This window comes from Stenotrophomonas sp. 01N47, from assembly GCF_056399165.1.
Genome location: NZ_JBFTQU010000002.1, coordinates 197,688 through 223,694, shown reverse-complemented (window position 1 = coordinate 223,694; position 26,007 = coordinate 197,688). Strand labels below are relative to the sequence as shown.

At 65.2% G+C, this 26,007-nt stretch carries 24 protein-coding genes and 1 pseudogene; 10 read left to right on the top strand and 15 right to left on the bottom strand.

Going from position 1 to position 26,007, the window contains the following annotated elements; translation table 11 throughout:
• Both AC1DKR_RS04900 and AC1DKR_RS04895 read left to right on the top strand, forming a co-directional pair.
• On the top strand, positions 1-957 hold the full coding sequence (locus AC1DKR_RS04900) for an RHS repeat-associated core domain-containing protein (RefSeq protein ID WP_088101585.1): 957 nt from the start codon (positions 1-3) through the stop codon (positions 955-957).
• The gene (locus tag AC1DKR_RS04895) at positions 957-1,271 is read left to right on the top strand and encodes a hypothetical protein (RefSeq protein ID WP_140393556.1); all 315 of its coding nucleotides are present in this window, start codon (positions 957-959) and stop codon (positions 1,269-1,271) included. Before AC1DKR_RS04900 ends, AC1DKR_RS04895 begins: the two co-directional genes overlap by 1 nt.
• A 126-nt stretch (positions 1,272-1,397) precedes the next feature.
• Here the strand turns inward: AC1DKR_RS04895 and AC1DKR_RS04890 are convergent.
• The 6 genes and pseudogenes from AC1DKR_RS04890 to AC1DKR_RS04865 form a co-directional block, all read right to left on the bottom strand.
• A pseudogene (locus AC1DKR_RS04890) lies at positions 1,398-1,730 on the bottom strand (aminotransferase class V-fold PLP-dependent enzyme); the annotation flags it as partial.
• A gap of 1,126 nt (positions 1,731-2,856) precedes the next feature.
• A complete protein-coding gene (locus AC1DKR_RS04885; protein ID WP_088101583.1) occupies positions 2,857-4,113 on the bottom strand; it encodes a cysteine desulfurase in 1,257 nt (418 codons plus the stop codon).
• The gene (gene sufD / locus AC1DKR_RS04880; protein WP_025873981.1) at positions 4,110-5,372 is read right to left on the bottom strand and encodes a Fe-S cluster assembly protein SufD; all 1,263 of its coding nucleotides are present in this window, start codon (positions 5,370-5,372) and stop codon (positions 4,110-4,112) included. Before sufD ends, AC1DKR_RS04885 begins: the two co-directional genes overlap by 4 nt.
• Positions 5,372-6,136 carry a Fe-S cluster assembly ATPase SufC gene (gene sufC / locus AC1DKR_RS04875; RefSeq protein ID WP_025873980.1) on the bottom strand — a complete coding sequence of 255 codons (765 nt, stop codon included), beginning with the start codon at positions 6,134-6,136 and terminating at the stop codon, positions 5,372-5,374. Before sufC ends, sufD begins: the two co-directional genes overlap by 1 nt.
• A 73-nt stretch (positions 6,137-6,209) precedes the next feature.
• Positions 6,210-7,685, bottom strand: coding sequence for a Fe-S cluster assembly protein SufB (gene sufB, locus AC1DKR_RS04870; RefSeq protein ID WP_033830551.1), 1,476 nt, complete (start codon positions 7,683-7,685; stop codon positions 6,210-6,212).
• A gap of 17 nt (positions 7,686-7,702) precedes the next feature.
• Entirely contained in the window at positions 7,703-8,158 is a 456-nt protein-coding gene (locus AC1DKR_RS04865; RefSeq protein WP_025873978.1) for an SUF system Fe-S cluster assembly regulator, read from the bottom strand.
• A gap of 210 nt (positions 8,159-8,368) precedes the next feature.
• On the opposite strand from AC1DKR_RS04865, the gene AC1DKR_RS04860 reads away from it, so the two are divergent.
• Entirely contained in the window at positions 8,369-8,836 is a 468-nt protein-coding gene (locus AC1DKR_RS04860; RefSeq protein ID WP_010483549.1) for an SET domain-containing protein, read from the top strand.
• A 129-nt stretch (positions 8,837-8,965) separates the two neighbouring features.
• Positions 8,966-9,508: a type 1 glutamine amidotransferase domain-containing protein gene (locus AC1DKR_RS04855; RefSeq protein WP_478031453.1), complete on the top strand. Its 543-nt coding sequence runs from the start codon at positions 8,966-8,968 to the stop codon at positions 9,506-9,508.
• Between the two features lie 72 nt (positions 9,509-9,580).
• On the opposite strand, the gene AC1DKR_RS04850 is transcribed toward AC1DKR_RS04855, so the two are convergent.
• The 4 genes from AC1DKR_RS04850 to AC1DKR_RS04835 form a co-directional block, all read right to left on the bottom strand.
• Positions 9,581-10,177, bottom strand: a complete 597-nt coding sequence (locus AC1DKR_RS04850) for a YceB family lipoprotein (RefSeq protein ID WP_447944754.1) — start codon at positions 10,175-10,177, stop codon at positions 9,581-9,583.
• Between the two features lie 81 nt (positions 10,178-10,258).
• Positions 10,259-10,723: a hypothetical protein gene (locus AC1DKR_RS04845; RefSeq protein WP_478031451.1), complete on the bottom strand. Its 465-nt coding sequence runs from the start codon at positions 10,721-10,723 to the stop codon at positions 10,259-10,261.
• Between the two features lie 148 nt (positions 10,724-10,871).
• On the bottom strand, positions 10,872-11,180 hold the full coding sequence (locus tag AC1DKR_RS04840) for a DUF3861 family protein (protein ID WP_180163815.1): 309 nt from the start codon (positions 11,178-11,180) through the stop codon (positions 10,872-10,874).
• Between the two features lie 304 nt (positions 11,181-11,484).
• Complete coding sequence (locus tag AC1DKR_RS04835) at positions 11,485-11,886, bottom strand: HU family DNA-binding protein (RefSeq protein WP_089239384.1); 402 nt, start codon at positions 11,884-11,886, stop codon at positions 11,485-11,487.
• Between the two features lie 370 nt (positions 11,887-12,256).
• On the opposite strand from AC1DKR_RS04835, the gene AC1DKR_RS04830 reads away from it, so the two are divergent.
• Positions 12,257-12,688: an OsmC family protein gene (locus AC1DKR_RS04830; protein WP_019659396.1), complete on the top strand. Its 432-nt coding sequence runs from the start codon at positions 12,257-12,259 to the stop codon at positions 12,686-12,688.
• Between the two features lie 87 nt (positions 12,689-12,775).
• Here the strand turns inward: AC1DKR_RS04830 and AC1DKR_RS04825 are convergent, their stop codons facing one another.
• Positions 12,776-13,654 (bottom strand): PhzF family phenazine biosynthesis protein, encoded by an 879-nt coding sequence (locus AC1DKR_RS04825; RefSeq protein ID WP_394196229.1) that lies wholly within the window; start codon positions 13,652-13,654, stop codon positions 12,776-12,778.
• Between the two features lie 94 nt (positions 13,655-13,748).
• The gene (locus AC1DKR_RS04820) at positions 13,749-14,621 is read right to left on the bottom strand and encodes a PhzF family phenazine biosynthesis protein (protein ID WP_478031445.1); all 873 of its coding nucleotides are present in this window, start codon (positions 14,619-14,621) and stop codon (positions 13,749-13,751) included.
• 75 nt (positions 14,622-14,696) lie between these two features.
• Here AC1DKR_RS04820 and AC1DKR_RS04815 point away from each other — a divergent pair, with 75 nt between their 5' ends.
• The 3 genes from AC1DKR_RS04815 to murD all read left to right on the top strand — a co-directional run bounded on the left by AC1DKR_RS04815 (position 14,697) and on the right by murD (position 20,124).
• Positions 14,697-17,291, top strand: coding sequence for a bifunctional aspartate kinase/diaminopimelate decarboxylase (locus AC1DKR_RS04815; RefSeq protein WP_263929567.1), 2,595 nt, complete (start codon positions 14,697-14,699; stop codon positions 17,289-17,291).
• A gap of 90 nt (positions 17,292-17,381) precedes the next feature.
• Positions 17,382-18,734 carry a UDP-N-acetyl-alpha-D-muramoyl-L-alanyl-L-glutamate epimerase gene (gene murL / locus AC1DKR_RS04810; RefSeq protein ID WP_478031443.1) on the top strand — a complete coding sequence of 451 codons (1,353 nt, stop codon included), beginning with the start codon at positions 17,382-17,384 and terminating at the stop codon, positions 18,732-18,734.
• The gene (murD, locus tag AC1DKR_RS04805) at positions 18,715-20,124 is read left to right on the top strand and encodes a UDP-N-acetylmuramoyl-L-alanine--D-glutamate ligase (RefSeq protein WP_478031440.1); all 1,410 of its coding nucleotides are present in this window, start codon (positions 18,715-18,717) and stop codon (positions 20,122-20,124) included. The genes murL and murD overlap by 20 nt, the downstream gene beginning before the upstream one ends.
• A gap of 88 nt (positions 20,125-20,212) precedes the next feature.
• Here the strand turns inward: murD and AC1DKR_RS04800 are convergent, their stop codons facing one another.
• Together AC1DKR_RS04800 and AC1DKR_RS04795 are read right to left on the bottom strand one after the other, a co-directional pair.
• Positions 20,213-20,794 (bottom strand): SMI1/KNR4 family protein, encoded by a 582-nt coding sequence (locus AC1DKR_RS04800; RefSeq protein ID WP_478031438.1) that lies wholly within the window; start codon positions 20,792-20,794, stop codon positions 20,213-20,215.
• A gap of 70 nt (positions 20,795-20,864) precedes the next feature.
• A complete protein-coding gene (locus AC1DKR_RS04795; protein ID WP_478031434.1) occupies positions 20,865-22,100 on the bottom strand; it encodes a hypothetical protein in 1,236 nt (411 codons plus the stop codon).
• Between the two features lie 152 nt (positions 22,101-22,252).
• Here AC1DKR_RS04795 and AC1DKR_RS04790 point away from each other — a divergent pair, with 152 nt between their 5' ends.
• Positions 22,253-23,044: a dienelactone hydrolase family protein gene (locus AC1DKR_RS04790; protein WP_442243866.1), complete on the top strand. Its 792-nt coding sequence runs from the start codon at positions 22,253-22,255 to the stop codon at positions 23,042-23,044.
• A gap of 108 nt (positions 23,045-23,152) precedes the next feature.
• Here AC1DKR_RS04790 and AC1DKR_RS04785 read toward each other — a convergent pair whose 3' ends face one another.
• Positions 23,153-24,151 (bottom strand): polyprenyl synthetase family protein, encoded by a 999-nt coding sequence (locus tag AC1DKR_RS04785; protein ID WP_253078472.1) that lies wholly within the window; start codon positions 24,149-24,151, stop codon positions 23,153-23,155.
• A gap of 215 nt (positions 24,152-24,366) precedes the next feature.
• Between AC1DKR_RS04785 and AC1DKR_RS04780 the strand changes: the two genes are divergently transcribed.
• The gene (locus AC1DKR_RS04780) at positions 24,367-25,980 is read left to right on the top strand and encodes an alpha-glucosidase family protein (RefSeq protein ID WP_478031429.1); all 1,614 of its coding nucleotides are present in this window, start codon (positions 24,367-24,369) and stop codon (positions 25,978-25,980) included.
• Positions 25,981-26,007 lie beyond the last annotated feature (27 nt).

The window sequence follows — 26,007 nt, the reverse complement described above, 5'->3', positions numbered from 1 at the left end:
ATGAATGGAATCACTTCTCTACTGATTCGCACAGCGCTTCTTGTGGTGGCGACGATGGCCGGTGCTGAACCGGCTGCGGCCCAGGAAGTTGTGGAATACATCCACACCGACGCACTGGGCTCACCGGTGGCAATCACCGATGCCAGCGGCAATGTCATCGAGCGTACGGTGTATGAGCCGTATGGGGCCGTGGTCAATCGGTCGCTGAAGGATGGGCCTGGGTATACCGGGCACGTGACGGACTCGGGCACGGGGCTGAGTTACATGCAGCAGCGGTACTATGACTCTGAACTGGGGCTGTTTCTGAGTACAGACCCAATCGTTGCATCGGAAGCGCTGTTCGGGCGCTACCTCTACGCGAACAACGGTCCATATAGATTTGTGGATCCGGATGGGCGTGCTTCCGAAGAAAAGAACCGTCGAAGACCCGCAATTGTGGGGAGTAGAATAAAGAACGGGATGGTGGCAGCAGGGAGCCGTATGGGAACTCTAGGCGCTACAAATGCTGGAGCCGGATCCAGCGGAGGGTACGGGCGAGAGCCACGGGCATCCGATCCGCAATGGACTCGAGACCCGAAAGTAAGAGGGCAAATGGAGGATGCATGGAATGACTCAAACCCATTTGCGCCAGCCGTACGCAGAGGGGAATCTGGATCTCTGAAACGAGAGAACGGAGGGTGGATTGTTCAGTTCGCGGGGGAACGAGGGCATGAACTGGTTCGGTCACCTGCCGGCACAAGGGACAGAATGTCGATTGAATCTGCTAGGAAGCCCTCGGAGTTTGAATGTGGATGCATAGTCAAGGGCTACTTTCATACGCACCCTAATACAAGGGCTGAAGGGTACTTCCCTGGCACAAATGGCTATGACTACGATTATCAGTTACAGCAGGGGGTTCCTGGCATGATTAGGGGGCACGAGGGCTATGAATTTATTCCTATTCCAGGGGGGCGCTGATGAAATTTTGCAAGTTGATACTTGGATTAGCGCTGTGCCTTGCAGTGGTGACAGGTTGTTCGGCCCGTGAAGAAAAAAATAGCGAGCGCGTTGATGCCTGTTTGCCGGTCATAAACGCATATATAAAGGCATCTCGCGGATGGGTTGAAGGTGTCTACGATGTTGTTCCTGAGGGTAGAAGCCGGGGGCTTCGTGGGTATGCAGTAATGCATCACGAAGACAAAGGTAAGCTGCCTTCCGAGGAGCTCAAGTCATTTCATGTTGATTTAGATTCAAAGTGCAAGGCTGTAGTCGGTGAACTTGGGTATCAGTGATAAGGGTCTGCCTTCGCGATTGTTTGTGTTTTCCGGCGGCCCGGCTAAGAGCGTATAGTCCAATCGAAAAAAAGAGCGCCACGGGTTTCCGTGGCGCTTTGGCTTCATCCGGCTGTCGCTGAAGCCTCACCCCAGCAACTTCCGCACCTTCGTCAACGCCGTCATGAACCGCTCGATCTCTTCATGCGTGTGTGACGCACGGCAAGTCGCCGCCACGCCGTAGTACCTGCTTTAGCGGATGCGCGCAGTGCTGGCCCGAACGCACGGGCACGCCCTCCAGATCCAGAAGCGTAGCTAGGTCGTGGACATGCGCGCCGTAATCAGGAACGAGACCATGGCGGCCTTCTCCTGCGCTTCGCTGATGATGCGCAGGCCGTCGACACGGTGCAGCTCTGCGGTGAAGTGCGCCAGCAGCTTGGCTTCGCGGGCTTCCACCTGGCCCAGGCCGAGACTCGATATGATGCTATGAAGGGCGGTGTTGTTGATGCTACGAAGGACAAGATAGAGTCAACTCCGAACGCAAATTGAGACAGTGCTGCCAAGATTTTTTTCAAGGGTTTATCAAAAATACTCTATTAGATTCGGATGGGGGAGTGCGGAAATTGTGATGAAGAATATTGGTAATTTTCATATTTTCGATATTGGGATAACCACTCGGGTTCGGGATGTGCTGGCTGGGCGCAACCGCCGGGAGGCCCCTCATAGTTGGTAATTTTCACACGCATCCAGCATTGGATGGACGCCGGCGTGCCTACTCGCCATTCGCCTATTGGGGTGTTGAAACCTATAAGTCGACTATTTCGATCAACTGTGTTTCGGACCCGTCGGGTGTCTACAGGCTGAATAAAGATGGTGAGTCGGAGGTTGTGAAATGAAACTAAATTATCAGCTTTGCGTGGCCTTCTTCTTGGTGATTTCCGTGGTCGGTTGCGGTCTTCAGCAAGGAGGGCAGACACCGTCCGCAAAGGTCTGTGGGATCGGCCAGAATCCAGTTTGTCGAGTCAGCTTCCGGGCGCTGGCTGCGACCCCTCGGCTATTCGATGGGAAATCGATACGCATGGAGGGCTATCTCGGAGTTAGTCGGGGGCTCTTTGTATTGAGCTCCAGCAAGGAGCTGTTCGAGGCTGGAGTGACCGATGAGACCGAAGTTCGCATCAGGGGCCCAATAGATCTCCAGCGTGGCGTGTTTGATCGGTATGCCTATTCGTGGGTATCAGTGACTGGGGTGTTCAGGCTTAGGAGGACGGACGGGTCGACGGATGATCTTCTTCTCGGTGAAATGCATGCCCCACTTGACGTTCAATCTTTGAGGATCCCAGGTCCGATTCCAAAAGCGACCTTCGGAGACGTGTCCGTTGATCTCGAAGATCTGAAATGAATTCCAGGTATCAAGCGCGCCTTCGATAAAGCAGTTTGTGATAACAGGAATGATTCTGCTGGTGTCCGAGGCGGTGCCGATAGGTCGTTACATGCCTCTGCAGATGACGTTTGCGGTCGTCGTGCAGTGGCGCAGCATGGGCAACCACGGAAAAAAAACGCCACGGTCTCCCGTGGCGCACGTATCTTTCCAGCGGTTACTGAAGCCTTACCCCAGCAACTTCCGCACCTTCGTCAACGCAGTCATGAATCGCTCGATCTCTTCATGCGTGTTGTAGAACGCCAGCGAGGCACGGCAGGTCGCCGCCACGCCGTAGTACTGGAGCAGCGGATGCGCACAGTGCTGGCCGGAACGCACGGCCACACCTTCCAGATCCAGCAGGGTGGCCAGGTCGTGCGCGTGTGCGCCGTCGATCAGGAATGACACCACCGCGGCCTTTTCCGGTGCCTCGCCGATGATGCGCAGGCCATCGACCCGACGCAGCTCTTCGGTGAAGTGGGCCAGCAGCTCGGCTTCACGCGCTTCCACGTGGTCCAGGCCGACGTTCTGCAGATAGTCCGCCGCCACGCCCAGGCCGATGAAGCCGGCGATGTTGGGGGTGCCGGCTTCAAACTTGTGCGGGGCATCGTTGAACACGGTGCCGTCGAAGCTGACTTCCTTGATCATCTCGCCGCCACCCAGGAACGGTGGCATCGCGTCCAGGTGCTCGCGACGCGCCCACAGCGCACCGGTACCGGTCGGGCCGCACATCTTGTGGCCGGTGATGGCGTAGAAGTCGCAACCGATCGCGGTGACATCGACCTTGCGGTGCGGTGCGGCCTGCGAGCCGTCGACCACCGTGATGATGCCGCGCTTGCGGGCTTCGCGGCAGATCTCGCGCACCGGGTTGATGGTGCCGAGCACGTTGGAGACATGGGCCACGGCCAGCAGCTTGACCTCGGGGGTCATCGCCGCGCGCAGTGCGTCCAGGTCCAGCGCGCCGTCGGGGGTGATCTCGGCCACGCGGATGGTCGCGCCGGTGCGCTGGGCAACCAGCTGCCACGGCACGATGTTGGCATGATGCTCCATGCGCGAAACCAGGATCACGTCACCGGCCTTCAGTCGCGGCAGGGCCCAGGAGTAGGCAACGAGATTGATCGCGAAGGTGGTGCCGCTGCACAGCACCAGATCATTGCTGCGCACGTTGAGGAATCGGGCCAGCTTGTTGCGCGCGCCCTCGTAGGCGTCGGTGGCCTCGGTACCCAGCGCATGCACCGCACGGCTGACGTTGGCGTTGTAGCGGCGGTAGAACTCGTCCACCGCGCCGATCACCTGCACCGGCTTCTGGCCGGTGTTGGCGTTGTCGAAATAGACCAGCGGCTTGCCGTGCACTTCGCGCATCAGCAGCGGGAAGTCCAGGCGCACGCGCGCCCAGTCGGGGGCGTCGGCGGGTGCTTCGATCGGTCGCGGGGTGGACAGGTTCATGCCACGCCCGCCTCGGCCAGCGCCTTGTCCAGCCGGCGTGCCAGCTGTTCGCGCAGCGCTTCGGGCAGCACCCTCAGCGGCTCGTGGCAGAACGCGGCGCTCAGCAGCGCCTGCGCCTGGGCCTGCGGCAGGCCACGCGAGCGCAGGTAGAACAGCGCGTTGGCGTCGAGCTGGCCGACGGTGGCACCGTGTGCGGCCTTCACTTCGTCGGCGTCGATCACCAGCGTCGGCTGGGTATCGATCTCGGCGTCGGCCGACAGCAGCAGGTTCTTGTTGGACAGGTTTGCGTCGGTGCCATCGGCACCGGCACGGATCTGGATGCCGCCATGGAACACCACGCGGCTGCGGTTGGCGGCCACGCCACGCCACTGCAGCTCGGCGCTGGTGTCGCGGGCGATGTGGTCGATGCCCAGCCGGGTATCGACGTGGCGGCGACCGTTGCCGAGCAGCACGCCATTGGCGGTCAGCTGGGCGTTGTCGCCTTCCAGGCGCACGTTCAGCTCATGGCGGCTGAGCGCGGCACCCAGCTCCAGGTCCACGCGGTGGTACTGCGCGTCCTTGGCCAGCACCGCGTCGGTACGCAGGAAGCTGGTCTGGCGCGCGCTGCCGGCCTGCACGCGGGCGTGCTTGAGCACCGCATCGCGGGCGACGTGGGCGTGCAGTACCGTGTTGTCCAGATGCGCCGAATCACCGACGCTGAAGCGGTGCTCGACCACGCCCAGGCTGGCGCCGGCACGCAGTTCGATCAGGTGGCGGTGGTGCCAGGCCAGATCGGTGTCGCCGGCCACGCTGGCGAATACCAGCTGCAGCGGCACCTCGACCTGCACGCCGTCGTCCACGCGCAGCACCACGCCTTCATCGGCGAGGGCGGCGTTGAGGCGGGCGAACACATCGTCGCTGCGATCGTAGCGGCGGCCGAGGAAGCGCACGGCGTCCTCGCCAGCGGCCAGTGCGGAGGACAACGTCTCCAGCTGCACGCCGGCCGGCAGGCCCTGCACGTCGCTCAGCGCGTCGTTGAGGCGGCCATTGACGAACACCAGGCGCGGTGCCGGGATGTCCTCCAGCGCGGCGGCATCCAGCAGCGCCGGGGCCAACGGTGCGGCCGCAAAGCTGCGACGCTCCAGCTGGCGCAGCGAGGTGTACTTCCAGGTTTCGCTGCGTGCGCCGGGCAGGCCGTCGCGCAGCACGCTGTCGAGCACTTCGCGGCGCGCATCGCTGCCGCAGAAGGCCTGGGCCATGGAATCGAGCAGGGCGCTCATCAGACCGCCGCCTCGGGCACGACCCGGTCCTTCAGGAAGTCATAGCCGTGCGCTTCCAGTTCCAGCGCCAGTTCCGGGCCGCCGCTCTTGACGATGCGGCCATCGGCCAGCACGTGCACGACGTCCGGCTTGATGTAGTCCAGCAGGCGCTGGTAGTGGGTGATGACCAGGAACGAGCGGTCGGCGCTGCGCAGCGCGTTGACGCCGTCGGCCACGCTCTTCAGCGCATCGATGTCCAGGCCCGAATCGGTTTCGTCCAGGATCGCCAGCTTCGGCTCGAGCACGGCCAGCTGGAAGATCTCGTTGCGCTTCTTCTCGCCACCGGAGAAGCCTTCGTTGACGCCACGGTGCAGCAGTTCGTCCTTCAGGTGCAGCACGGCCAGCTTCTGCCGCACCAGCTTGAGGAACTGCATGGAATCCAGTTCTTCCTCGCCGCGCGCCTTGCGCTGTGCATTCAGCGCGGCGCGCAGGAAGTAGGTGTTGTTCACGCCGGGGATTTCCACCGGGTACTGGAACGCCAGGAACAGGCCGGCAGCGGCGCGCGCTTCCGGGTCCTGGTCGAGCAGGTCGACGCCTTCGAACTGCACGCTGCCTTCGCTGACCTCATAGCCGTCGCGGCCAGCCAGGACATTGCCCAGGGTGGACTTGCCGGCGCCGTTGGGGCCCATGATGGCGTGCACCTGGCCCGGCTTCACTTCCAGGGACAGGCCCTTGAGGATTTCCTTGTCGCCGATGCGGGCGTGGAGGTTTTCGATCTTCAGCATGATGGGGGTTTCCGTGGTGCGGGCCGGGGCCCGCCGGTAAAGAGAATGCGTTGTGCGAGGGCGGGGCGGGCGATCAGCCCACCGAACCTTCCAGCGAGACTTCCAGCAGCTTCTTGGCTTCCACCGCGAATTCCATCGGCAGTTCGCGGAACACCTGCTTGCAGAAGCCGTCGACGATCATCGACACCGCGTCTTCCTGGCTGATGCCACGGGCGCGGCAGTAGAACAGCTGGTCGTCGGAGATCTTCGAGGTGGTGGCCTCGTGCTCGACGGTGGCGCCCGGGTTCTTCACCTCGATGTAGGGGAAGGTGTGGGCGCCACACTGCTTGCCGATCAGCAGCGAATCGCACTGGGTGTAGTTGCGCGCGCCGTCGGCATTGCGGTCGATCTTCACCAGGCCGCGGTAGGTGTTCTGGCCGCGGCCGGCGCTGATGCCCTTGCTGATGATCTTGCTCTTGGTGCGCTTGCCGACGTGGATCATCTTGGTGCCGGTGTCGGCCTGCTGGCGATGGTGGGTCAGCGCCACCGAGTGGAACTCACCGACCGAGTCGTCGCCCAGCAGCACGCAGGACGGGTACTTCCAGGTGATCGCCGAGCCGGTCTCGACCTGGGTCCAGGTGACCTTGCTGCGTGCACCACGGCATTCGGCACGCTTGGTGACGAAGTTGTAGATGCCGCCGACGCCGTTCTCATCGCCCGGGTACCAGTTCTGCACGGTGGAGTACTTGATCTCGGCATCGTCCAGCGTCACCAGCTCGACCACCGCCGCATGCAGCTGGTTCTCATCGCGCATCGGCGCGGTGCAGCCTTCCAGGTAGGACACGTACGCCTTCTCTTCGCAGATGATCAGCGTGCGCTCGAACTGGCCGGTGTGGCCGGCGTTGATGCGGAAGTAGGTGCTCAGTTCCATCGGGCAACGCACGCCCTTGGGAATGAACACGAAGCTGCCATCGGAGAACACCGCCGAATTGAGCGCGGCGAAGTAGTTGTCGCCCACCGGCACCACGGTGCCCAGGTACTGTTTGACCAGTTCCGGGTGCTCCTTGATGGCTTCGGACATCGAGCAGAACACGATGCCCTTTTCGGCCAGCTCCTTGCGGAAGGTGGTACCGACGGACACCGAATCGAACACCGCGTCCACCGCTACGCCGGCCAGCTTGGCGCGCTCGTGCAGCGGCACGCCCAGCTTGTCGTAGGTGTCCAGCAGTTCCTTGGGCACGTCATCCAGCGAGGCGTACTTCGGGCCCTTCGGCGCGGAGTAGTAGCTGAGCGCCTGCAGGTCGATCGGGGCGATCTGCAGCTTGGCCCAGTTCGGCATCGGCATGGTCAGGAAGTGGCGGTAGGCGTCCAGGCGCCACTGCGTCATCCATTCCGGCTCTTCCTTCTTGGCCGACAGGGCGCGGATGGTGTCCTCGTCCAGGCCGGCGGGAAGGGAGTCCGACTCGATGTCCGTGATGAAGCCGGCCGAATACTTGCGGCCGAGCTGCTCATGGATCTCGCGGTTGGGGGTGTCGTCGCTGGCGACGGTTTCGATGGTTTCGGTGGCCATGGGGGGCTGCCTACGGATCAGGAGACGACGTCGACAGCGATGGTGCGGCGCTGTTCTTCGTCGACAAGGGGAAGAGGGGGCAGGATCTGCGCCAGGCTGACATCGCGCAGGGCCTCGGAGACCACGTCATTGATCAGCCGCCAGCTGCTGCGCGCGCCGCACTTGGGCGCCATGCCGCACTGGTGGTGGTCGTGGCTGCACTCGGTCAGGGCCAACGGCCCTTCCATGGCTTCGACCACTTCAAACAGCGAGATCTCGATCGATGGGCGGGTCAGCCGGTAGCCGCCGCGGACGCCGCGCAGGCCTTCGACCAGGCCGGCCTGGGCCAGTGGCTTGAGCACCTTGCTGACGGTGGGCGGCTCCAGACCGGTGAATTCGGCCAGCTCGGTGGCACTGAGCACCTCGCCCGGACGGGCGGCGAGTACGGTCAGTACGACGGTGGCGTAATCGGTGAGCTTGGTGACGCGCAACATGGGATGCGAGTGGTTCTTAAAGCGGACTGAAATTGTACGCTTTTATTCGCCGGCATCCAACCCGGCCATTCAGCGGGCGCTTGGGCCCGGCCGGAGGGCAGTCGCCAAGGACCGCCATCGGGGCGACATGCTGGGGCATGGGGGTGATTTTCGCAATCACCCGGAATGGGCGAGAATCAACGTTCCTTTCGCTGCAAACGTCTCTTGCCGATGCCCAAGAAGATCCAAGCCCGCAAGTCCGCCATCCACGGCAACGGTGTGTTTTCCGTGGCCCCGATCAAGCAGGGCGAGCGCGTGATCCAGTACAAGGGCCTGCTGCGCAGCCACGGCGATGTCGATGCCGATGACAGTGGCGATGTGGAAAGTGGCCATACCTTCCTGTTCACCCTCAACGATGACTGGGTGATCGATGCCAACTACAAGGGCAACGACGCGCGCTGGATCAACCACAGCTGCGACCCGAACTGCGAGGCGGTGATCGAGGAAGACGAAGACGGTGACAGCCGCGGCGACAAGGTCTTCATCGAGGCGCTGCGCGATATCAAGGCCGGTGAAGAGTTGACGTACAACTACGGCATCACCCTGGCCGAGCGCCACACGGCCAAGCTGAAGAAGATCTGGGAGTGCCGCTGTGGCTCGCCCAAGTGCACCGGCACGATGCTGCAGCCCAAGCGCTGAATGTGTTGGGTAGTGCCGGCTGCTGGCCGGCGCTACCCCGGCGTTTCTCCACCTGCCGTGCACGTGAGGGTCACCGCCGTTCAAGGGCAACTCGGCCACCCTGTCCGCTCCCCCTATCTGGAGCACGACATGACTCAGCGTCTACGCGGCAAGCAGATCGCCATCCTCGCCACGCACGGTTTCGAGCAATCCGAACTGATCGAGCCCAAGCGCCTGCTGGAAGCGGAGGGCGCGCGGGTGAGCGTGGTGTCGCCGGCCAAAGAGGCGAGCATCAAGGGCTGGAAGGACAAGGACTGGGGCGACTCGGTCGCCGTGGATCAACCGCTGGATGAAGCCGATGCCGGCCGCTTCGATGCGCTGGTGCTGCCCGGCGGCGTGATCAATCCGGACACCCTGCGTACCAATGAAGCGGCATTGAATTTCATTCGCGTCGTGGCCGATGCCGGCAAGCCGGTGGCGGCGATCTGCCACGGCCCCTGGCTGCTGATCAACAGCGGGCTGGCCAAGGGACACGAGGTAACATCGTGGCCGTCACTGCAGCAGGATCTGGCCAATGCCGGCGCGCGCTGGCGCGACGCGGAAGTGGTAGTGGACGGCAACCTGATCACCAGCCGCAAACCGGATGACATTCCGGCCTTCAGCGAGGCGGTGGTGAAAGCGCTGGCGGCGTGATGTTGTGCTGGTAGTGCCGGCCGCTGGCCGGCACGTGCGTGAAAGGATTGCCGGCCAGCGGCCGGCACTACCTTATTTGCCGAGGATGCCCGCCGGCACCAGGTCGCCCAGGTTCTGGTTGAAGGTCACCACCAGCTTGCCGTTCTTCACCTGCGCCGACTGCACCTGCAGGGCACCAAGCAGGCCGGCCACGGCCGGGTCCAGCTTGTAGATCGGTTCGCGCTGGGCGTAGTCGCTCAGCCACGCATTGAGCAGGCCGCGGGTGCGGGAGTCGAGGCGGCCACCCTGGTTGGCCGGAGTGAAGTCATCCACGGTCGGCTGCTGCAGGTGGAAGCCTTGAGTCTGCGCGTCATAGCGCAGGCCACTGCTGAGCTTCACCGTGCCCAGCTGGGCCGGGTTGCCGCCGGCGGTGGCCAATGCCACGTCCATGCCCAGGTTCAATCGCTCGCCTGCCGGCAGGCTCAGCTGCGGGTGGCTCATGGTCAGCGCGATCAGGCCGCCCAGCGCATCCTGGGTACGCGGGAAGCTTCCGTCCAGATACTGCTGCACGTCGCTGGCGCCAACCGCCAGTTCACGACCGGAGATCGAAGGGGCGGCCTGCACACCGATCGCGGCAGCAATCAGCACGGTCGAGGCGGCAAGGCGGGTCATCAGGGAACGCAGGCGCATGGCGGTGACCGGAAGAAGGATCCAAGAGGCCTACAGAGTAGCTTTGCCCGCTGAATCGCGGGTACACACGAGTGCAACGGTTCAGTCCAGCGTTGGCTGCAGGCTGGCCGACTGGATCTGCCAGGCGCGGCCGTCAGCACTGGGCTGTACCCGGTACCAGCCGTGGTAGCGGAAGGTGCCGTCGGCGGTCACCGCGCGGATCTTCACTGGCACCTCCAGCAGGCGTGGCGGCTGCCCATCGTCGCGTGGCAACGCCACGTCACTGTCCAGGCGCAGGTTGCGCACGTCGGGCAGCAGGCGCAGCACGGCATCGTCGGCATGGCGCGGGTCGGCCGGGGCATAGGCCCAGGCAGCATCGCTGCGCACCTTGTTCTGGTTGAGCAGGTCGAGCATGTAGCGGTTGAGCATTCCCGCGGGCGATTCGCTGCCGATGGCAACAGCGCCATACAGCGGGTCGATGGTGATGGCGTCGACGGTCGCAGATTCCGGGGCCCTGTTCGTCGTAGGCGCGGAAGGGGCGGGTGCGGCGGGGGGGGAATCCGGCATGCTGGACTCAGCTGGAGGGGGCGGGTTGGAGCACGCCACCGCAAGCAACGGGATCAACAAGGCAAGAAAACCACGCATGTCTGCCTCCTCCCCGAGGCGACCTGGAAGGCGGCAGTGTAGCGGCCGGGGGCCGCTCAGCGTGAAGTGGTCAGCGCGAAGAGGGAAGCTGCTCCAGCGCATCCAGCGCCGGCAGGACCTGTACCGCGATCGCTGCCAGTGCATGGCCGTCGGTGTCTGCATGGCGCTGCACGATGTCACGCAGCAGTTGGGTGGCCACCACCAGGGTGGCGCGTTCGTCGCCGCTCAGGCCTGCCGTGCGTGGGGCCGATTCCAGCAGGCGCATCAGGTCGCGGCTGGCTCGGTGTTCCAGTTCGATGGTGCAGCGCCCGGTGCACTGGTGCCCGTCCTTTTCGATCGGGGTCACCGAGATCCGGTAGCGGGTCGAGGGGCTGGCCATGGGGGTGCTCGCGCTGGGGGGAGGAATGTGTCCACCATAGGCAAGGCATTGGCCGGCGGCGATGGCCGGGGCTGCACGCAGTGTTCCACCCGGTTCGTTCCCGCACTGGAAAAACAGCGGCGAGGCCATGGGCGGCGGGCCTGTGCGGGAGATTGCCTGGGCGCGGGAAACGCTGTGTTGCGGAGGGCGCAGTGGACGGCATCCACGCATGGCGTGGATCTACTGCAGAGCGTGCGCGGATGCGGGGCAAAAAAAACGGGACGGCCAAGGCCGTCCCGTCAGGTATCCGCTGCAGGGCGCGCGCTTAGAGCGCAGCGTCCTTGAGCTTCTTCAGCGGGCGAACCTTGAGCTTGGTGGTGGCCGGCTTGGCGGCGAACCACTGCTCTTCCTTGGTGAACGGGTTGATGCCCTTGCGCTTCGGCTTGGCTGCCACATTGACGGTGCTGATCTTCAGCAGGCCCGGCAGGGTGAACGAGCCTGCGCCCTTCTTGTGCACCGAAGCGGCGACAGCGCCTTCCAGCGAGGCCAGCACAGCGCGGACGTCCTTGGCGACAACGCCGGAGACTTCAGCGATGTGTGCAACCAGGCCCGACTTGGTCAGCACTTCCTTGATCGGCTTCGGAGCGGCCGGCTTGGCGGCAGCAGCCTTCGTCGCGACTTTCTTCACTGCCTTCTTCGGGGCAGCCTTCTTAGCGGTCTTTGCCATGGTTTCCTGTTCCGTGAACGGTTGGTTGTTTGGTCGGCGCCGAACCCCGTCGGCAAGCGCAATGTAGGGCAACTCTTGGGCGCCGCCAATAGCCTGGAGCGCTGAAAGTGCATGTTTTTTCATATCCAGGCCGATTCAGTACATGACCGGTAGTGGCGGAAACGGGTGTCCTGGTGCACTGCACCGCAGTATTCGTGTTTTCGGTCGGGTTGGCGAAATGACTGAAAACAAGGGAGAAATCGCCGGATTGGTGGCGAAGAAGTGTCCACTCGCTGGCTCGGGACAGGCGCGGCGCATGCGGCGGGGCGACGCAGGGCTAACGCGGTGCGTGCCACGGTATTGGTTCATCGCAGCCACAACGGAGCAGGACATGGGAATCTCGCGACACGCTACCGCGCATTGGGAAGGCGACCTGAAGTCGGGCAAGGGCCAGTTGAGCACGCCACAGAGTGGCCTGCTGGACAAAACCCGCTACGGCTTCAACAGCCGTTTCGGTGATGAAAAGGGCACCAATCCCGAAGAGCTGATCGCCGCCGCGCACGCCGGATGTTTCACCATGGCGCTGTCGGCCAAGCTCGGCGAAGCCGGTTTCACCCCAACCTCGTTGGATACCGAAGCCAAAGTCGATCTGTCGATGGAAGGCGGCCCGCAGCTGTCGCAGATCCGACTGAAAGTGAAGGCGGTAGTACCGGGAATTGATGCGACGCAGTTCCGCGCGATCGCTGATGACGCCAAGCAGAACTGCCCGGTTTCCAAGGCACTGAGTGCAGTGCCGATCAGCCTCGAAGCCGAGCTGGGCTGAGAAGGTAGTGCCGGCCGCTGGCCGGCAACCACATGAAACCGGGTATAAGGTGGCAGCCGGCCAGCGGCCGGCTCTACCGCCTTGCGTTCACCAATCGATGGTGCCGGAAATTACGGTCTGCACCTGGCCACCGGACCAGACCTCGCCGTCTTCATCCACCAGCAGCGTCAGCCGCGCATCGTGGCCGACTTCGCGGCCTTGGCTGACTTCGAAGGGCTGGCGGCCGCGCGGAAGGGCATCGCGCAGGTCCAGCCAGGCCGCCAGCACGGCATTGGCCGCACCTGAAGCCGCATCCTCGAAGCGGCGTCCATTGCCGACGAACGCGCGCACGGCCAGATCGTAGCCTTCGCTGCCTTCGGCAAAGGCGTAGGCGAACACGCCCATGCTGTCGGTCGATTCAGCCAGTGTGGCGATCGCATCCCAGTCCGGACGCAGGGTGCGCAATGCGGTCTCATCCGCAACCTGCACGACCCACCAGCTGCGGCCGCCCTGCATGCGGGCCGGCGGCAGCGAACCCAGCGGCCAGGTGCGCAATGCGGGCTGCAGGCGCGGATCCTCGGCAGCGGCGATCTCGGCCAGCTGTGCACGCGGTGTACGGATGGCGATGCGTTGCTGTGCGCCTTCGCCCGTCACGCGCAGTGGCAGGGCGCCTGCGATGCCGTCCTGTACCAGAACCCCGTCGACAGGCAAGGCGAGGCCTGCCTGCAGCACCGCATGGGCGGTGCCGACGCTTGGATGTCCGGCGAACGGCACTTCCTTCAGCGGGCTGAACATGCGCAGCCGATAGCTGGCGCCGGCCGTCTGTGCCGGGAACACGAAGGTGGTTTCGGGCAGGCGGGTCCAGCGGGCGATGGCCTGCATCGCTGCATCGTCCAGGCCTTCGGCATCGAGCACGACGGCCAGCGGATTGCCGGCGCCCGGGCGCGGGGAAAACACATCCAGCTGCAGGAAACGGCGGGTGGTCATCGGGCAGGAACTCCAGGAAACAGGCGGCATAGGGTAGCGCGGGGCCATGCCCCGCGAGCGCGCAGCGCGGCAGGCCGCCGGGCGTGGCCCGGTACTACCAGCGGATGTTGCCGTCGATCACCGGCTGCACCTGACCACCGATCCACACCGTGCCCTGCGCGTCGACGGTGACCTGGACACGGCCGTCGCGGCCGATCTCGCGGCCCTGGCTGGCCACATAGGTCCCGTTCTCGCCGGGCAGGGCATTGCGCTGCCGCAGCCAGGCGCCGATCAGCGCGTTGGCGCTGCCGGTCACCGGGTCTTCCGGCACGTTGGGCGCATCGGCGGGGCAGAACGCGCGCACCACCAGGTCGTGCCCGGTATCGGGTTCGAGCGCGAACACGGCGATGCCGAGCGCGTCGGTGGCAATGCTCCAGTCGCGCAGGGCCGCCATGTCCGGTGCGAGCGTGCGTACGGCCTCGGCGTCGCGCAGCGGCAGCAGCCACCAGCGCGGTCCGTTGTCCCACAGCTCGGCGCGCTGGCCCTCGGCGGCAGCAGCGCGCAGGGCATCAGGAATGCCGTCTGGCACTGCCGGCAGCGGCCGCGCCGCTGGACTGGCCAGCTGGATGGTGGGCGCGTTGGCCGGCCCGGTAACCCGCACCGGCAGCAGGCCGGCCGCGCAGTGTTGCACCAGGGCCCCGTCGCGTGGCTGCACCAGGCCGCAGGTGACCGCAGCCCAGGCGGCACCCACGCTGGGGTGCCCGGCGAAGGGCAGCTCGCTGGCAGGGGTGAAGATGCGCACGTGGTAGTCGGCGCCGGCAACGGTGGGGCGAAGGAAGAACACGGTCTCGGACAGGTTCAGCCAGGCGGCCAGGGCCTGCATGCGGTCGGTGGACAGTCCATCCGCGTCGAACACGACACCGAGCGGGTTGCCGGTACCGGGCTGGTGGGCGAAGACATCGAGCTGCAGGTAGCGGTAGGCGGTCATTGACGGGTGTATTGGGCTTAGAATCGAAGGTTCCGCCCCCGAGGGCGGCTTCCCCACATTACACATAGCCTATCCATGTCAGCTTCCCCCCTTGTCGATCGTTGGATCGTACTGAAGTTCGGCGGCACCTCGGTGTCGCGTCGCCACCGCTGGGACACGATCGGGAAGCTGGCGAAAAAACGGGCCGAAGAGACCGGTTCGCGCGTTCTGGTGGTGGTTTCGGCGCTGTCCGGGGTCACCAATGAACTGACCGCGATTGCCGATGGCGCGCCGGACAGCCGCGATCGCGTGGCGGCGCTGGTCGAACGCCACCAGGCCTTCCTGGACGAGCTGGGCCTGGGCGCGGAGGTGCTGGCCGAGCGGCTGGCCGCGCTGCAGGGCCTGCTGGACGACCCGCGTGCACCCAGCCGCCCACTGGACTGGCAGGCCGAAGTGCTCGGCCAGGGTGAACTGCTGTCTTCCAGCCTGGGCGCGGCCTACCTGCGTGCCAGCGGCCTGGATTTCGGCTGGATGGATGCGCGCCAGTGGCTGGACGCGCTGCCGCCGCAGCCGAACCAGAGCGACTGGTCGCAGCGCCTGTCGGTGAACTGCCAGTGGCGTGCCGATGCCGAGTGGGCGCAGCGCTTCCGCGCGCAGCCCACGCGCCTGCTGATCACCCAGGGGTTCATCTCGCGTCACGCCGACGGTGGCACTGCCATCCTCGGCCGCGGCGGCTCGGATACCTCGGCGGCGTACTTCGGTGCGCTGCTCGGCGCCAGCCGCGTGGAGATCTGGACCGATGTGCCAGGCATGTTCAGCGCCAATCCCAAGGACGTGCCGGACGCGCGTCTGCTGACCCGACTGGACTATTACGAAGCGCAGGAAATCGCCACCACCGGTGCCAAGGTGCTGCACCCGCGCTCGATCAAGCCGTGCCGCGATGCGGGCGTGCCGATGGCGATCCTCGATACCGAGCGTCCGGAACTGCCGGGCACCAGCATCGACGGCAATGCCGCGCCGGTGCCGGGCGTGAAAGCGATCAGCCGCCGCAACGGCATCGTGCTGGTGTCGATGGAAGGTATCGGCATGTGGCAGCAGGTCGGCTTCCTCGCCGATGTATTCGGCCTGTTCAAGAAGCACGGCCTGTCGGTGGACTTGATCGGTTCGGCCGAGACCAACGTCACCGTATCGCTGGATCCGTCCGAGAACCTGGTCAACACCGATGTGCTGGCCGCGCTGTCGGCCGACCTGTCGCAGATCTGCAAGGTCAAGGTGATCGTGCCGTGCGCGGCGATCACCCTGGTCGGCCTGGGCATGCGCTCGCTGCTGCACAAGCTGTCGGACGTGTGGGCGACCTTCGGTCGTGAGCGCGTGCACATGATCTCGCAGTCGTCCAACGACCTGAACCTGACCTTCGTCATCGACGAAGCCGATGCCGATGGCCTGCTGCCGATCCTGCACGCCGAACTGATCGACAGCGGCGCGATGCCGGTGGAAGAGACCGAAGTGTTCGGCCCCCGCTGGCGCGAAATCGCCGGCACCGTGCGCCCGCGTGGTACGCCGTGGTGGCGTGGCCAGCGTGCGCACCTGCTGCAGCTGGCCGATGCCGGCACCCCGCGCTACGTCTACCACCTGCCGACGGTTCGGGCGCGTGCCCGCGCGCTGGCGGCGATCAAGCCGATCGACCAGCGTTACTACGCGATCAAGGCCAACAGTCATCCGGCCATCCTGCAGTTGCTGGAAGCCGAAGGTTTCGGCCTGGAGTGCGTGTCGCACGGTGAGCTGAAGCATGTGTTCCAGGCCATTCCGGAACTGTCGCCCAAGCGCGTGCTGTTCACCCCCAGCTTCTGCCCGCGCAGCGAGTACGAAGCGGCGTTCGCGCTGGGCGTGACCGTCACTGTCGACAACGTCGAAGCCCTGCAACGCTGGCCGGACCTGTTCCGCAACCGCGAGCTGTGGCTGCGCGTGGACCTGGGCCGTGGCGAAGGCCATCACGCCAAGGTCCGCACCGGTGGCAAGGAATCCAAGTTCGGCCTGCCGATCGCGCGCGTGGACGAGTTCGTGCGCGCGGCCACCGAGCTGGGCACCCGCGTGGTCGGCCTGCATGCGCACCTTGGCAGTGGCGTGGAAACTGCCCAGCACTGGCGCCTGATGTGTGATGAGCTGGCTGGCTTCGCGCGCCGTATCGGCAGCGTGCATACCATCGACATCGGTGGTGGCCTGCCGATTCCGTACAGCGACGAAGACGAGCCGTTCGACCTGGATGCCTGGGCCGAGGGCTTGGCCGAGGTCAAGGCGCTGCATCCGGCGTTCCGCCTGGCGATCGAGCCGGGTCGCTTCCTGGTGGCCGAATCGGGCGTGCTGCTGACCCACGCCACCCAGGTGGTGGAGAAGGACGGCGTGCGCCGCGTCGGCCTGGATGCCGGCATGAACACGCTGATGCGCCCGGCCCTGTACGACGCCTGGCACGACATCGAGAACCTCAGCCGCCAGGGCGGTTACGCCGAAGCGGCGTTCGATGTGGTCGGCCCGATCTGCGAATCCAGCGATGTGTTCGGCAAGCGCCGCAAGCTGCCGGTGTCGACCGCGCCGGACGATGTGATGCTGATCGCCGACGCCGGTGCCTACGGCTATGTGATGTCCAACACCTACAACCAGCGGGCGATGCCGCGCGAAGACGTGATCGAATGATCGCCGCCTTCCGCGCCCTGCACCCGCCCACCGACACGTCCCGTGCCTGCGCGCGGGCACGTGCCTGACCGCGCTTGAACTGGATTCGCCATGACTGCTTTCGATAAACACCAGGTTTCCCGCTTCCGTTTCGTCCGCTGCGAACTCGCTGCGGACACCGGCGTGGCCAAGCTGGTCTACGCCTTCGATGACGGCCCGGAAATGGTGGAAACCGTTACCGTGCCCGGCGCTCCGTTCGTGCTGGAACCGGCCCGTGCCGATGCCGTGCAGCGCGCGCTGCGGCTGCTGCACCTGATTGCCGGTGTGAGCTACTACAAGGCCGGCGTGCCCGATACGGTCAGCATCGACAGCTACAGCATCGATGCCGATACCGCAGCGCTGGTGGAGACCATCTACCTCAACGGCCTGGGCGAATTCGCCTACCGCAACGGCCTGAACCTGCGTGGGCGCTTCCGCCTGCCGGTGCAGGGCGAGGTGGTGCAGGCGCCGGTGCTGGGCCTGCAATCGCACGCGCTGGTCGCCATCGGCGGCGGCAAGGATTCGCTGGTCAGCATCGAAGCGCTGCGCCGCGCCGGCGTGGACGAGACGGTGACCTGGATTGGGGGTTCGCAGTTGATCCGTGCCTGTGCCGAGCGCACCGGGCTACCGACGTTGAACCTGGGCCGCGCGCTGGCGCCGGAACTGTTCGAACTCAACCGCCAGGGCGCATGGAACGGGCACATCCCGGTCACCGTGGTGAACTCGGCGATCATGGTGCTGGCCGCGCTGCTGCACGGTGTGGACCAGGTGGTGTTCTCCAACGAGCGCTCGGCCAGCTACGGCAGCCAGATTCCAGGCACCGGTGAAGTGAACCACCAGTGGTCCAAGGGCTGGGCCTGCGAGCAGGCCTTCGGCAACCACGTGCGCAAGTACGTGGCCGCCGACCTGCAGTACTACTCGTTGCTGCGGCCGATGTCGGAGCTGGCGGTGGCCCGCCAGTTCGCCAAGAGCGATTTCTACGACGCGCATTTCTCCAGCTGCAACCGCAACTTCCACATCCTTGGCGAGCGCCCGGTGAACCGTTGGTGCGGCGTCTGCCCGAAGTGCCACTTCGTGTTCCTGGCGCTGGCCCCGTTCATGCCGAAGACCCGCCTGGTGCGCATCTTCGGCCGCAACCTGCTGGACGACATCGAGCAGGCTGGTGGCTTCGATGCGCTGCTGGAATTCCAGGACCACAAGCCGTTCGAATGCGTGGGCGAAGGCCGCGAATCGCGTGCGGCGATGGCCACCCTGGCGCAGCGCCCGGAGTGGAAGGAAGACGTGCTGGTGAAGCGCTTCTGCAATGAAATCCAGCCGCAGCTGGATGCGGCCGAGCTGGAGCTGGCACCGCTGATGCAGCTGCAGGGCGAACATCGTATTCCGGCGACGCTGTGGGAACGGGTGCGTGAAGATTTCGCAGCTTGAAGGCAAGCGCGTAGCGCTGTGGGGCTGGGGACGTGAGGGGCGTGCTGCGTATGCGGTGCTGCGCGCGCGCCTGCCATCGCTTGGCCTGAGCCTGTTCTGCCCGGCCACCGAGGTCGCGGCCGCGCGTGCGGAAACGCAGGGCGTGCTGGACGTGCGTGGTGAACCGTCGGCCGAGGCCTTGGCGGCATTCGAGGTGGTGATCAAGTCGCCGGGGATCAGCCCGTACCTGCCGATCGCGTTGGCGGCGGCGGAGCAGGGCACTCGCTTCATCGGCGGCACGGCGTTGTGGTTTGCCGAACATGCCGATGCCGATGGCACCGTGCGCGACACGATCTGCGTGACCGGCACCAAGGGCAAAAGCACCACCACCGCGCTGGTCGCGCACCTGCTGCGCGCAGCGGGGCATCGCGCCGGCCTGGTCGGCAACATCGGCCTGCCACTGCTGGAAGTGCTGGACCCGCAACCGGCGCCTGCGTACTGGGCGGTGGAGCTGTCCAGCTACCAGACCGGCGAGGTCGCGCGCAGTGGTGCGCACCCGCAGGTGGCGGTGGTGCTGAACCTGTTCCCGGAACACCTGGACTGGCACGGCAGCGAACAGCGCTACATCGAAGACAAGCTGCAGCTGGTGACCGGCGCCGCGCCGCGCGTTGCCGTGCTCAATGCTGCAGACCCTCATCTTGCGGCGCTGTCACTGCCCGGCAGCGAGGTGATCTGGTTCAACCAGCCGCGGGGCTGGCACATGCGCGGTGACATCGTGCATCGCGGCGGGCAGGCGGTATTCGATACCCGCAATACGCCACTGCCGGGCCGCCACAACCGCGGCAACCTGTGCGCGGTGCTGGCCGCGCTGGAGGCACTGGGCCTGGATGCCGTGGCGCTGGCGCCGGCGGTGCAGGATTTCCGGCCGCTGCCGAACCGCCTGCAACGCATCGGCCAGGCCGATGGCCTTACCTACGTCAACGATTCGATCAGCACCACGCCGCATGCCAGCCTGGCGGCGCTGGACTGCTTTGCCGGCCAGCGCATCGCGTTGCTGGTGGGCGGGCATGATCGTGGCCTGGACTGGACTGATTTCATGCAGCACATGGCGCACGACGTGCCGCCGGTGGAGATCGTGACCATGGGCAGCAACGGCCCGCGCATCCACGCGATGCTGCAGCCGTTGGCCGATGCCGGCCGTTTCGGCCTGCATGCCGCTGCCGATCTGCCTGATGCGATGACGCTGGCGCGTCGCGCACTGGGCGAACAGGGTGGGGTGGTGCTGCTGTCGCCGGGCGCGCCGAGCTATGGCGCCTACCGCGATTACGTTGCACGCGGGCGGCATTTCGCCGAGCTGGCCGGGTTCGACCCGGACACCATCAGCGCGATTCCAGGCATCGGGATCGCCTGATCGGCGGGATCAGGGTCGGATCCCTTTCCGCAGAAAAGGGCTCTGACCCCTGCTGAATCCTGTGCACCCATCCACGCATGGCGTGGATCTACTCGTCGAGGAAGCTGTAGTCGCGGTCGATCAGCTGCTGCAGGTACGCATCGAAGCTGGGGGCGATGGCCGCGTAGCTGTCCGGATCGTGCAGGTAGCGCACCACCTGTCCAACACTGCCGCCGGGTGCAGGTTCGAAATCCAGATACAACATCGAGGTGCCGCCGTTGTTCATGCAGTGCGAGAAGCACAGTCGGCGGCTCATCGGCAGGTCGGCATCGATGCCGGCGCCGAGGATGTCCGGCTCTTCATCCAGCCATTCTTCGTAGATGGAACGGATGCTGTCGTCCCACTGCTGCTGGTCTTCGAAGATCTGCGCGACCGAGCGCAGGTAATACGGATAGTCGCCGACGTCGGAGCCGAGCATCAGTATGCAGACCTCGCCGCCGGGATACTCGCGGAAGTGGGTGCCATCCACCTGCGACAGCAGCGCGACAAGACTGTCCGGCACCTGCGGCCACTGCGCGCGCAGCCGCCGCAGGTCTTCGGTGCTGGCGCCCAGGACATGCGCCCATTGCAGAGCATCCTCGGCAGGCAGGCGCGGAATCAGGCCAGAGAGGAAACGATCAACAAGTATCATCGGAAGACGCCAATGGCAGGGCAGGCACAGTCGGCTTCGTGCGTTGAAGCCGACCGTGCAGAGCAGATTCTCAGCGTACCACCTCGAAATCGATGATGTCGTAGAGCGATGAGCCGTACTTGCCATGCGATTCCAGCGCAACCGCGATGCCGAGATCCTCGATGAAGGCACGTACACTGCGATCGCCATCCACCTTGCACTCCAGCCTGATCGCATCGCCAGAAAGCGAAGCAGATACCTCGCGCGCCGGGAATCGCTCTCCGATCACGCAGGACAGCTCGGTGCTGAGTGGCTTTGAAGTGCCACGTTCCGGATAGAACACCATCGTCGTTTCAGCGCGGAAGCGGTTGCCGGGCGTCCACGTGGCGGGAAGATCCTGCTTCAGCGAGCGGGTCTGCAGCGTCATCCCGGCATTGCGCATTGACGCCAGCTGGAAGAGATTGGCCTTTGACAGCCGCTGCATGGTGAACGAAGTGTAGTCCTCGGTAATCTTCAACAACCCGTTGTCGGCCACCATCGTGATGGTTGTCGGCGTGGTCGAGGCTGGCTTTCCCTTGATCCGGTAACGGTAGGTCAGTGATGTAAAACGAGGTGCCAGCAACGGGTTGTCCACGCCATCAACAACCGCCTTGGAAACGGGGACATCCTCCAGCCGGCGACCGGCCGCCTGCGGTTGCGGGCGATCAGCCGCCGGTACGTCAGGGCGCAGCAGGGCCATGACATCTGCATCCACCGCGCCCTGCAGCGAACATCCCACCCGGGTCCTGCCGTCGCTGGATTCCATCATCAGTACGCGTTCCAGAAGCATGCGCCCGGCGGCGATACCACCGCGATTGGATGTGGGCAGCCACTGATCACCCGCGCGGACTTCGCTGCGGACCTGCATTCCGCGATCACCCTGCAGGCGGTCAGCGTGTTCGATCAATGGCGACAGCTGCTTGACCACTGCGTCCAGTGGCGCGTCGAAGGTGAATCCCCAGGCCACATAGCGCCCCAGCACGCCCAGGTCGGAGGCGTTGTCGAAGTAAGCGGTGACCGGCAGGCCGGCAATACGTGGTCCGCCGCGGAGCTGGACTTCGTTTGTGGCATCGGAACGGTCCTTGCTCTCGATCCAGCTGATCGTGCCCGTGCCGCCCAGCGATGCGTGCGCGGCCCATGCATCTGCGTGCTGGTGCAGGCTGGAGAAGAAACTGGCATCGCAGCGGCTGAACGCGGTGAAAGTTTCGTCCAGGGGGCTGGCGGTCAGCTGGGCGGCGGGGAGCAGAAGGGAGAGCGAGACAAATACGGCGGAACCCAGGGTGTTCACGAAGAAGGACATCCTTGTTGGAGAAGGGGGGGGCATGGTTGGACACTACCTATCGGCCTTTTTTGCCTGGATCTGAAGTGCGGGCTGCACTGCCTGCTCCAGCTTCACACCGGGCTCGTACACTCCAGATTCCCTCTTGGTGGAGCAGGCGCATGAACCGTTGGCGTTGCGGGGTGGCGATGGTACTGGGGCTGGCAGCGATGCCAGCGTGGGCGGCGATGAAGACCCAGCCGGTGGAGTGGAAGCACCAGGGCACGACCTTCAGTGGCGTGCTGGTCTATGACGATGGAGATGCTGACAAGCGTCCCGGCCTGGTGATGGTGCCGAACTGGAAGGGCGTGAACGAATCGGCCATCGAGAAGGCCAAGCAGCTGGCGGGCGATGACTACGTGGTGCTGGTGGCTGATGTGTACGGCAAGGGCGTGCGGCCGAAGACCGATGCCGAGGCCGGACCGGTGGCGACCAAGCTGCGCAATGACCGGCCGCTGCTGCGGGCGCGGGCGCTGGAGGCGGTCAACGTACTGAAGGCGCAGGCGGGCAAGGCACCGCTGGACGCCAGCCGGATCGGCGCAGTGGGCTTCTGCTTTGGCGGCACCACGGTGCTGGAACTGGCCCGCGCCGGCGCGCCGCTGGCCGGCGTGGTCAGCCTGCATGGCGGGCTCGGCTCCCCCTTGCCGGCGCAGGCCGGCGGCAGCCACCCGTCGGTGCTGGTGCTCAATGGCGCCGACGACAAGAGCGTGACCGCCGAGGATATCGGCAGCTTCCAGAAGGAAATGGATGCGGCCAAGGTGGACTGGGAGTTCACCAACTACAGCGGTGCGGTGCACTGCTTTGCCGAGCGCGATGCCAACAGCCCGCCGGGCTGCCAGTACAACGAACGCGCCGCCAAGCGTGCCTGGAAGGCACTGGATGAGTTCTTCGAGGAGCGGTTCGAGAAACGTTGAAAAGGTGTGCCGACCAACGGTCGGCACCCACCCGTCCTTGCAGGTGCCGACCGTTGGTCGGCACTCATCTGCCCTGGTTGGTGCCGACCGTTGGTCGGCACTCCTCCATCAATGCGAACGCTGTACCGCGTAGCGGGCCAGGCCGCGCAGGGCGGCGACGGCATCGTTGTCGGCCAGGCCGTCAAGCGCCCGTTCGGCGGCCTCTGCATATTCCTCGGCACGACGGCGGCTGTATTCCAGGCCGCCGGTGGCATGGATCGCCGCCAGCACTTCCGGCATCGCCGAGGCATCACCGTTCTGCACGATCGCGCGCAGGCGCTGGCGGGTGGCCTCATCGGAATGGGCCATGGCATGGATCAGCGGCAGCGTCGCCTTGCCTTCGGCCAGGTCGTCACCCAGGTTCTTGCCCAGCTCGTCGGCGTTGGCCGAGTAATCCAGCACGTCATCGGCGATCTGGAAGGCATAGCCCAGGTGCATGCCGTAGTCGTACAGGGCCTGCTGGGTGGATTCATCGACGCCGCTGGCCAGTGCGCCCAGACGGGTGCCGGCGGCGAACAGCACCGCGGTCTTGCGCTCGATCACGCGCAGGTAGGCGGCTTCGTCGGTGTCCGGGTTGTGCACGTGCAGCAGCTGCAGCACTTCGCCTTCGGCAATGCGGTTGGTGGTGTCGGCCAGGATCTGCATCACCGACATCCGGTCCAGCTCGACCATCAGCTGGAAGCTGCGCGAGTACAGGAAGTCGCCCACCAGCACGCTGGGCGCGTTGCCCCACAGTGCATTGGCGGTGCTGCGGCCGCGGCGCAGGCTGGATTCGTCCACCACGTCGTCGTGCAGCAGGGTGGAGGTGTGGATGAACTCGATGATCGCTGCCAGCTGGTGGTGCTCGGGGCCGGCGCCGCCGACCGCATGGCCGGCCAGCATCACCAGCATCGGCCGCAGGCGTTTGCCGCCAGCGGAGATGATGTGGTCGGCGATCTGGTTGATCAGCACCACATCCGAGGACAGCCGGCGGCGGATCAGGGCATCGACGGCAGCCATGTCGGCTGCGGCAAGCGACTGGATCTGGGACAGGCCCAGGGCGGGACGGGTGTCTTCAGTGATGGTCATGCGATCAGGCTTTCAGGCTCATCCCTGATTATAGGCGTTGCCTGTGAATTGGGGAGGAAACCGGGGGCCAGGCCACCGCCGCGCGCCACCGGGCGTGGCGTCTGGCGTGAATACGTATGCAGGCAGCGCCATCGTCGTGGGCCGCCGCTAAGCTTGCGGGAGTTGGTTTTCGGCCCGCTTCCAGCGGGTCCCGCATGCCCGGAGGGGGGCTGTCGATGTCGCACTATCCATGGTGGCGCGGAGCCGTCATCTACCAGATCTACCCGCGCAGTTTCCTCGACGCCAACGGCGACGGGGTAGGCGACCTGCCCGGCATCATCCAGCGCCTGGACCATATCGCCGCGCTGGGCGTGGATGCGATCTGGATCTCGCCGTTCTTCCGATCGCCGATGGCCGATTTCGGCTATGACATCGCCGACTACCGCGATGTCGATCCGCTGTTCGGCAGCCTGGACGACTTCGACCGGCTGCTGGCCAAGGCCCACGGCCTGGGCCTGAAGGTGATGATCGACCAGGTGCTCAGCCACACCTCGATCGAGCACGCCTGGTTCCGCGAGAGCCGCCAGGACCACAGCAACCCGAAGGCGGACTGGTATGTGTGGGTGGATCCGCGCGAAGACGGCACGCCGCCCAACAACTGGCTGTCGCTGTTCGGCGGCGGTGCCTGGCAGTGGGAGCCGCGCCGCGAGCAGTACTACCTGCACAATTTCCTGGTGGACCAGCCGGACCTGAATTTCCACCACCCGGAGGTGCAGCAGGCGACCCTGGACAACGTGCGCTTCTGGCTGGACCGGGGTGTGGATGGCTTCCGCCTGGATGCGATCAACTTCTGCTTCCACGACGCGCAGCTGCGCGACAACCCGCCCAAGCCGGCCGACAAGCGCGTCGGCCGCGGCTTCAGCGCGGACAATCCTTATGCCTATCAGTACCACTATTACAACAACACCCAGCCGGAAAACCTGCCGTTCCTGGAGCAGCTGCGCGCCCTGCTGGACGAATACCCGGGGGCGGTGAGCCTGGGCGAGATCTCCTCGGAGGATTCGCTGGCGACCACCGCCGAATACACCCAGGATGGCCGCCTGCACATGGGCTACAGCTTCGAGCTGCTGGTCAACGATTACAGCGCGGCCTACATCCGCGATACCGTTTCGCGCCTGGAAGCGGCGATGACCGAAGGCTGGCCGTGCTGGGCAGTGTCCAACCATGATGTGGAGCGGGCGGTCAGCCGCTGGGGTGGTCATCCGGCCGACCCTCGCCTGGCGCGGATGCTGGTGGCGCTGCTGTGTTCACTGCGCGGTTCGGTCTGCCTGTACCAGGGGGAGGAACTGGGCCTGGCTGAGGCCGAAGTGCCGTTCGAGGCGCTGCAGGATCCGTACGGGATCACCTTCTGGCCCAACTTCAAGGGGCGCGACGGCTGCCGCACGCCGCTGCCGTGGATCGACGCGCCGCTGGCCGGCTTCACCACCGGCAAGCCGTGGCTGCCGATCCCGGCCGAGCACCAGGCTGCGGCCGTGGCGGTGCAGGCGCAGGATCCGCAGTCGGTGCTGTCGGCCTTCCGCGGCTTTCTGGCCTGGCGCCGTACCCAGCCGGCCCTGCTGCACGGTGACATCCGGTTCCTGGACAGTGCCGAGCCAGTGCTGCTGTTCGAGCGTATGCTTGCAGATGAAACTCTCCTGCTGGCCTTCAACCTGTCGGCCGAAGCGGTGAGCCATCCGCTGCCGGCGGGCAACTGGCAGCAGGTGGCCGTACCGGGCCCGGATGCGGGGACGGTGCAGGGCAATGAACTGCAGCTGCCCCCGCGCGCGGTGTATTGCGCACGACGCAGCTGACCGATTTCTCCGGTGGCGGTACTTGCG

Bases quoted from the DNA above. Each gene is read 5' to 3' on its own strand.
- AC1DKR_RS04900 (WP_088101585.1), top strand. From the start codon at position 1: ATGAATGGAATCACTTCTCTACTGATTCGCACAGCGCTTCTTGTGGTG.
- AC1DKR_RS04895 (WP_140393556.1), top strand. From the start codon at position 957: ATGAAATTTTGCAAGTTGATACTTGGATTAGCGCTGTGCCTTGCAGTG.
- AC1DKR_RS04885 (WP_088101583.1), bottom strand. From the start codon at position 4,113: ATGAACCTGTCCACCCCGCGACCGATCGAAGCACCCGCCGACGCCCCC.
- sufD (WP_025873981.1), bottom strand. From the start codon at position 5,372: ATGAGCGCCCTGCTCGATTCCATGGCCCAGGCCTTCTGCGGCAGCGAT.
- sufC (WP_025873980.1), bottom strand. From the start codon at position 6,136: ATGCTGAAGATCGAAAACCTCCACGCCCGCATCGGCGACAAGGAAATC.
- sufB (WP_033830551.1), bottom strand. From the start codon at position 7,685: ATGGCCACCGAAACCATCGAAACCGTCGCCAGCGACGACACCCCCAAC.
- AC1DKR_RS04865 (WP_025873978.1), bottom strand. From the start codon at position 8,158: ATGTTGCGCGTCACCAAGCTCACCGATTACGCCACCGTCGTACTGACC.
- AC1DKR_RS04860 (WP_010483549.1), top strand. From the start codon at position 8,369: ATGCCCAAGAAGATCCAAGCCCGCAAGTCCGCCATCCACGGCAACGGT.
- AC1DKR_RS04855 (WP_478031453.1), top strand. From the start codon at position 8,966: ATGACTCAGCGTCTACGCGGCAAGCAGATCGCCATCCTCGCCACGCAC.
- AC1DKR_RS04850 (WP_447944754.1), bottom strand. From the start codon at position 10,177: ATGCGCCTGCGTTCCCTGATGACCCGCCTTGCCGCCTCGACCGTGCTG.
- AC1DKR_RS04845 (WP_478031451.1), bottom strand. From the start codon at position 10,723: ATGCCGGATTCCCCCCCCGCCGCACCCGCCCCTTCCGCGCCTACGACG.
- AC1DKR_RS04840 (WP_180163815.1), bottom strand. From the start codon at position 11,180: ATGGCCAGCCCCTCGACCCGCTACCGGATCTCGGTGACCCCGATCGAA.
- AC1DKR_RS04835 (WP_089239384.1), bottom strand. From the start codon at position 11,886: ATGGCAAAGACCGCTAAGAAGGCTGCCCCGAAGAAGGCAGTGAAGAAA.
- AC1DKR_RS04830 (WP_019659396.1), top strand. From the start codon at position 12,257: ATGGGAATCTCGCGACACGCTACCGCGCATTGGGAAGGCGACCTGAAG.
- AC1DKR_RS04825 (WP_394196229.1), bottom strand. From the start codon at position 13,654: ATGACCACCCGCCGTTTCCTGCAGCTGGATGTGTTTTCCCCGCGCCCG.
- AC1DKR_RS04820 (WP_478031445.1), bottom strand. From the start codon at position 14,621: ATGACCGCCTACCGCTACCTGCAGCTCGATGTCTTCGCCCACCAGCCC.
- AC1DKR_RS04815 (WP_263929567.1), top strand. From the start codon at position 14,697: ATGTCAGCTTCCCCCCTTGTCGATCGTTGGATCGTACTGAAGTTCGGC.
- murL (WP_478031443.1), top strand. From the start codon at position 17,382: ATGACTGCTTTCGATAAACACCAGGTTTCCCGCTTCCGTTTCGTCCGC.
- AC1DKR_RS04800 (WP_478031438.1), bottom strand. From the start codon at position 20,794: ATGATACTTGTTGATCGTTTCCTCTCTGGCCTGATTCCGCGCCTGCCT.
- AC1DKR_RS04790 (WP_442243866.1), top strand. From the start codon at position 22,253: ATGAACCGTTGGCGTTGCGGGGTGGCGATGGTACTGGGGCTGGCAGCG.
- AC1DKR_RS04785 (WP_253078472.1), bottom strand. From the start codon at position 24,151: ATGACCATCACTGAAGACACCCGTCCCGCCCTGGGCCTGTCCCAGATC.
- AC1DKR_RS04780 (WP_478031429.1), top strand. From the start codon at position 24,367: ATGTCGCACTATCCATGGTGGCGCGGAGCCGTCATCTACCAGATCTAC.